Genomic DNA, 4,079 nt, shown 5'->3' with positions numbered 1-4,079 from the left:
CAGTGGAAGACGCCGCTGCTGGTCTTGGCGCTTACTACGCTACGCCGTGTTGCTTGAACCACTCGCGTAGCCGCCGCCAGCCGTCCGCAGCTGGCTCCGTGCGATAGCTGTCGCGGTAATCGGCGTGGAATCCGTGGGGGGTGTCCGGGTACACGATGATCTCCGACGGGTTGTTGGCGGCCTTGAGCGCCTGGCGCATCTGCTCGACTGTCTCCAAGGGAATGCCGGCATCAGCCCCACCGTACAATCCCAGCACGGGCGCATGCATGGAGGCGACCACGTCAACGGGGTTCTTTGGATGGAGGTTGTCGGGGCTGCTGATAAGTCGCCCGTACCAGGCCACGCCGGCCCGGAGCTTCGGATTGTGCGCGGCATACAGCCACACAATCCGGCCACCCCAGCAGAACCCGGTTATCCCCAGCTTGTCGGTGTCTCCGTTGCCGAACTGTTTCGCCCACGCCGCCGCGGCATCGAGATCCGACATCACCTGCGCATCCGGAACTTTGGACACGACCTGGGAGACAATGACTTCGATGCTGGACAGCTTCGACACCTCACCCTGGCGGGCGTACAGTTCGGGCGCAATCGCGAGATACCCGAGCTTTGCCAGGCGCCGGCAGACGTCTTTGATGTACTCATGGACCCCGAAGATCTCGTGCACCACTAGCACCACCGGGTGCGCACCGCCGGATACCGGCATGGCCCGGTACGCCGGCATGGCTCCACCTGATACGGGAATCCGTACTTCGCCAGCCGTCAGGTCGGTGGCGTCGGTAGTGATGGTCTGAGCCGAAATGGGCTGTACGGCCAGCGCGAAGCCGGCCGCCAATGTGGTCGCCATGAACTCTCTCCTCGTAACCTCTGCCCGTCCCAGTATGTTGTCGGCCATGGCGTCCCGCCTCCGTCAAACGGCGCCGTCACTGCATATGATGCGGCGACGGCGCGTCTCGATCAACGGGGGTAGGATCTGAATGTGCCGGTGACATATAAAGCGGTTCCGTTAAGCCGGCACGCCTTGGCCAACAACCTGTCCAACTTCCTGCGCACACTGGCTCTGCCGGGCGAGGTCGAGCGTTGGTTGCTGACGAGTCTGCGGGAACAGGTGATGAAAATCGGCGCAAAGGTGGTGGCCCACGGGCGCTACCTTGTCTTCCAGATGGCGGAGGTGGCGGTGCCGCAGGAGCTGTTCCGGCGCATCCTCGACCGGATCGCGGACCTGCGGTCGCCCGCCGCGGCTCGATGCCGATTCTGGGACAGGATCCGATGGGCTCCGAGTTCTTCTAGCTCTACGCCGAGGGCACGCCGAGATATCCGATGGAGAACCTAAAGGAGTAGGTGCCTGACGCCCAGAGCCCCTGCCGATCGCTGGCTGCAAGAGAACGGTCTGCGAAGGCATGGGCTACGTCCCGGAGCAAGAATCTGGTGCGAAGGTCGTCATGAATCACCCGCTCGGTGTGCAAACAGCGAAGGCGCAGCGCCCAGCCGATCACCGACGACACGCTCCAGTGGATGAAGATGCCGAACTTGGTGTCGTCGTACCAGGTTGGCAGGCGATGTTGGCGCAAGCTGCGCAGGGTCGGGCACAGGCCGTGCTCGCTCATGACTCGCCGTTTGGCGCGCCGGTGTCAGTGGCCATTGCGTCGGCCGCAGCTCGGGCGATGCGCACGCGGCCGTGGGCGTCGACCTCGACGTCCTTGATATTGCGCAAGCGGGTCACCAAACGTGGCGAGCCGGGCGGCCGAGAGAAGCCTTCGTGCTTGAGCGCCGTCTCCAGGACGTCGATGTTCACCCAACGTCCCGGTTCATTGTGTGTCAGCCGCCGAATGACGGCTATGATCTGGTCGCGGCTGGCGCCGCGCGGCTCTTCGACGTCTGCAGCCGGGCGCGGTGGAGTGGGGTGCGATGGAGCCGGGCGTGCTGGTGCCGGCCGAAGATGCGGCGTGGTGCTGGCTGGAGCCGCTGCCTGCGGCGCCGGACCGTTATCGCCGTGCCGGCGACCATGGTGTCGTCCACCACGTGTGCGGCGTGGCCGCCTCGGCTCGGCCGCCGGCTCTGCGGCGACGGTGCCACGTTGGTGCTGTAGGCGCCGGAAGACGACGCCGCGGGCTGCTGCTGCATCGCCCACCGCGTCGAAAGCTCGGTCATTGGAGATAATCTCCAGCACGTCACCGGCAGTGGCCCGTCCGAGCCAGCAGCCGGCCGCGACGGCGATCCACAGATCACTCCAGTCGCGCACGCCATGCGCCGGCGCGCTGTGCACGAGTTGAGCGCCCAATGTGCCCAGGCGCCGCGCTACTAGCGGCCCGACGGCGCGCCAATTGCCGACTGCGGTCAGCTCGACGGGTTGTTCCCGGTGGTCGATCTTGAGACTCTCGATCGCATCAAACAGTGCCGCTTCGCTGGTGGTGTTCTCCACGTCGATGAAAATCGCGCGGCGTGACGGTCGCAGCGCCACCGCGGCGACGGTGCGCTTGGGGCGCGCCAGCGCAGCCTTCTTTGCTTTCGTGACTGGCGCGCTGGGCTTCTTCGCGCGCCGTTTTGGGGCAGTAGGCTTGGTTGAGCGGGCCGTCGTCTTCACGGTGTTCTTGGCTTTGCCTGGCTTGGTCGTCTTCACTCCGCCCTTTTGCCAGGCTTCCACCTCCGGCGTCAAATGATTGGGGGACGTATGAACGAGTTGCACGAGTTGCGAAGGTCGGTCGACTCGATAAGCAGGGGGTATGGTCGCGACGTCGATGGGCAAGAGCAAGAAGGCGGTGGCGCAGTTTCTTGGCCAGATGGACACTGGCGCCACAGAGCGCTACATGCACGCAGCTGAACCCGAGCTGTGGGCGGTGGCGCAGCAACTCGAAGCCGAGCTGGGTGTGATCCCTGAGGCGGCCGCGGTCGCACAGATGGGTGGTGTGAAAAACGGTGTGAATTCGGATGCGGTTGGTTGCAGTCAGCTGCGGCGGGATGTAGGTAAATCGGGCGATTTTCGCTTGGAGAGGTGGCCGAGTGGTCGAAGGCGCACGCCTGCTAAGCGTGTTTACTATCCAATAAAACCAGGCACTTAGCACCCCTGCGGTGTGAACGGTGGTGTGAAACCCCACCGTGCTTCGATGGAGAATTGTGCCCGAACGTGATGACCGCAGGCTGGCGAGCCAGTGCCAGCACCAGTCCAATCGTCTTACGGAGCGAACGGAGCCACGCTAAACGTGGCGTAGCTGCGAGACCGGGGTTTGTCTCTCACAACAATCTCCACGTCTTGGTGGAGTGCGTTGAGAAAATGGAGAAGCCGCTCCGTGGAGAACTCCCGCAGTTGACCCCGCAACAACTTGGATATTCTCGGTTGGTCCACACCCAAAAGCGAGGCTGCTTTTACTTGAGTGAGACCACGCCTCTCGATGAGTGCAGCAATTCGTTGAGCAAGGCGAGCCTTCACGAGCGCCTCGTTAGCGTCTTTTCGACCGAGGTCAGCAAAAACGTTCCCGCTGCTCTGCTCCACTTTCATCTTGGTCTTCATTGTGTGTCCTCTCGCTCAATCCAGTCAGCGTAATTTTCCTGCGCTCCCTTGAGACGCCGCCTGATCAACTCTTTGTCCCGCTTCGGCATTTGGATTCCGTGCTTTGATTTCTTCTGAAACGCATGGAGCACGTAGACCGCACCCGCAAACTTCACCGTGTACACCGTTCGGTAGGTGTCAGTGGCGAAATCCTCCACAATCTCAAGGACCCCTGCGCCGCCGAATCCGCTAAGGGGCTTTGCATCTGGGTGCTTCAGTCCCTGCTGTGCAAGGTCGAGGGCGTACCCCATCACGTCCTGGACATCGGGCGGAAAGTCCTTCAGGTTCTCCTTCGAAGAGGCGACCCAGAACAGCGGTTTTCTCTCAGGTGCCACACTATGACATTACTAGCATATAGTTCCAAGCCGTGGCAACACGTCACCAGCATCACCTTCCGGGCGCTTCAAAGCCGCTGGTGACGACGCTACAAACGGCACCAACGGCATCTCCGCCGCCTTTCTTCTTTGCCTGCTCGCCAGCTGGCAAAGACGCTCACCTAAAATTATAAGGCATTTCCCGAGATAGCGATTCTAAAGAA

Annotated in this window: 6 protein-coding genes and 1 pseudogene; 2 read left to right on the top strand and 5 right to left on the bottom strand. The window is 62.3% G+C overall.

Translation table 11 applies throughout. The features are described 5' to 3' along the window. Positions 1-34: 34 nt before the first annotated feature. A complete protein-coding gene (locus VF515_06740) occupies positions 35-889 on the bottom strand; it encodes a dienelactone hydrolase family protein (protein ID HEX7407334.1) in 855 nt (284 codons plus the stop codon). 102 nt (positions 890-991) lie between these two features. Between VF515_06740 and VF515_06735 the strand changes: the two are divergent. Next, positions 992-1,225, top strand: a pseudogene (locus VF515_06735) (transposase). A gap of 61 nt (positions 1,226-1,286) precedes the next feature. Here VF515_06735 and VF515_06730 read toward each other — a convergent pair. Together VF515_06730 and VF515_06725 are read right to left on the bottom strand one after the other, a co-directional pair. Continuing rightward, entirely contained in the window at positions 1,287-1,601 is a 315-nt protein-coding gene (locus tag VF515_06730) for an alpha-L-fucosidase (GenBank protein ID HEX7407333.1), read from the bottom strand. Then, positions 1,598-2,638 (bottom strand): hypothetical protein, encoded by a 1,041-nt coding sequence (locus tag VF515_06725; GenBank protein HEX7407332.1) that lies wholly within the window; start codon positions 2,636-2,638, stop codon positions 1,598-1,600. Before VF515_06725 ends, VF515_06730 begins: the two co-directional genes overlap by 4 nt. Positions 2,639-2,717: 79 nt before the next feature. On the opposite strand from VF515_06725, the gene VF515_06720 reads away from it, so the two are divergent. Continuing rightward, the gene (locus VF515_06720) at positions 2,718-3,053 is read left to right on the top strand and encodes a hypothetical protein (protein HEX7407331.1); all 336 of its coding nucleotides are present in this window, start codon (positions 2,718-2,720) and stop codon (positions 3,051-3,053) included. 113 nt (positions 3,054-3,166) lie between these two features. Here the strand turns inward: VF515_06720 and VF515_06715 are convergent, their stop codons facing one another. Together VF515_06715 and VF515_06710 are read right to left on the bottom strand one after the other, a co-directional pair. Further along, positions 3,167-3,490: a helix-turn-helix transcriptional regulator gene (locus VF515_06715; GenBank protein ID HEX7407330.1), complete on the bottom strand. Its 324-nt coding sequence runs from the start codon at positions 3,488-3,490 to the stop codon at positions 3,167-3,169. A gap of 8 nt (positions 3,491-3,498) precedes the next feature. After that, positions 3,499-3,876, bottom strand: coding sequence for a type II toxin-antitoxin system RelE/ParE family toxin (locus VF515_06710; protein ID HEX7407329.1), 378 nt, complete (start codon positions 3,874-3,876; stop codon positions 3,499-3,501). Positions 3,877-4,079: the final 203 nt, after the last annotated feature.

This window comes from Candidatus Binatia bacterium, from assembly GCA_036382395.1.
Classification (GTDB): Bacteria; Desulfobacterota; Binatia; order HRBIN30; family HRBIN30; genus JAGDMS01.
The sequence above is the reverse complement of the archived record's forward strand: the minus strand, read 5'-3'. Positions and strand labels throughout refer to the sequence as shown.

What these genes read in the sequence shown, in the direction of transcription:
- VF515_06740 (HEX7407334.1), bottom strand. Translation starts at nt 889, where the DNA reads ATGGCCGACAACATACTGGGACGGGCAGAGGTTACGAGGAGAGAGTTC.
- VF515_06730 (HEX7407333.1), bottom strand. Translation starts at nt 1,601, where the DNA reads ATGAGCGAGCACGGCCTGTGCCCGACCCTGCGCAGCTTGCGCCAACAT.
- VF515_06720 (HEX7407331.1), top strand. Translation starts at nt 2,718, where the DNA reads ATGGTCGCGACGTCGATGGGCAAGAGCAAGAAGGCGGTGGCGCAGTTT.
- VF515_06715 (HEX7407330.1), bottom strand. Translation starts at nt 3,490, where the DNA reads ATGAAAGTGGAGCAGAGCAGCGGGAACGTTTTTGCTGACCTCGGTCGA.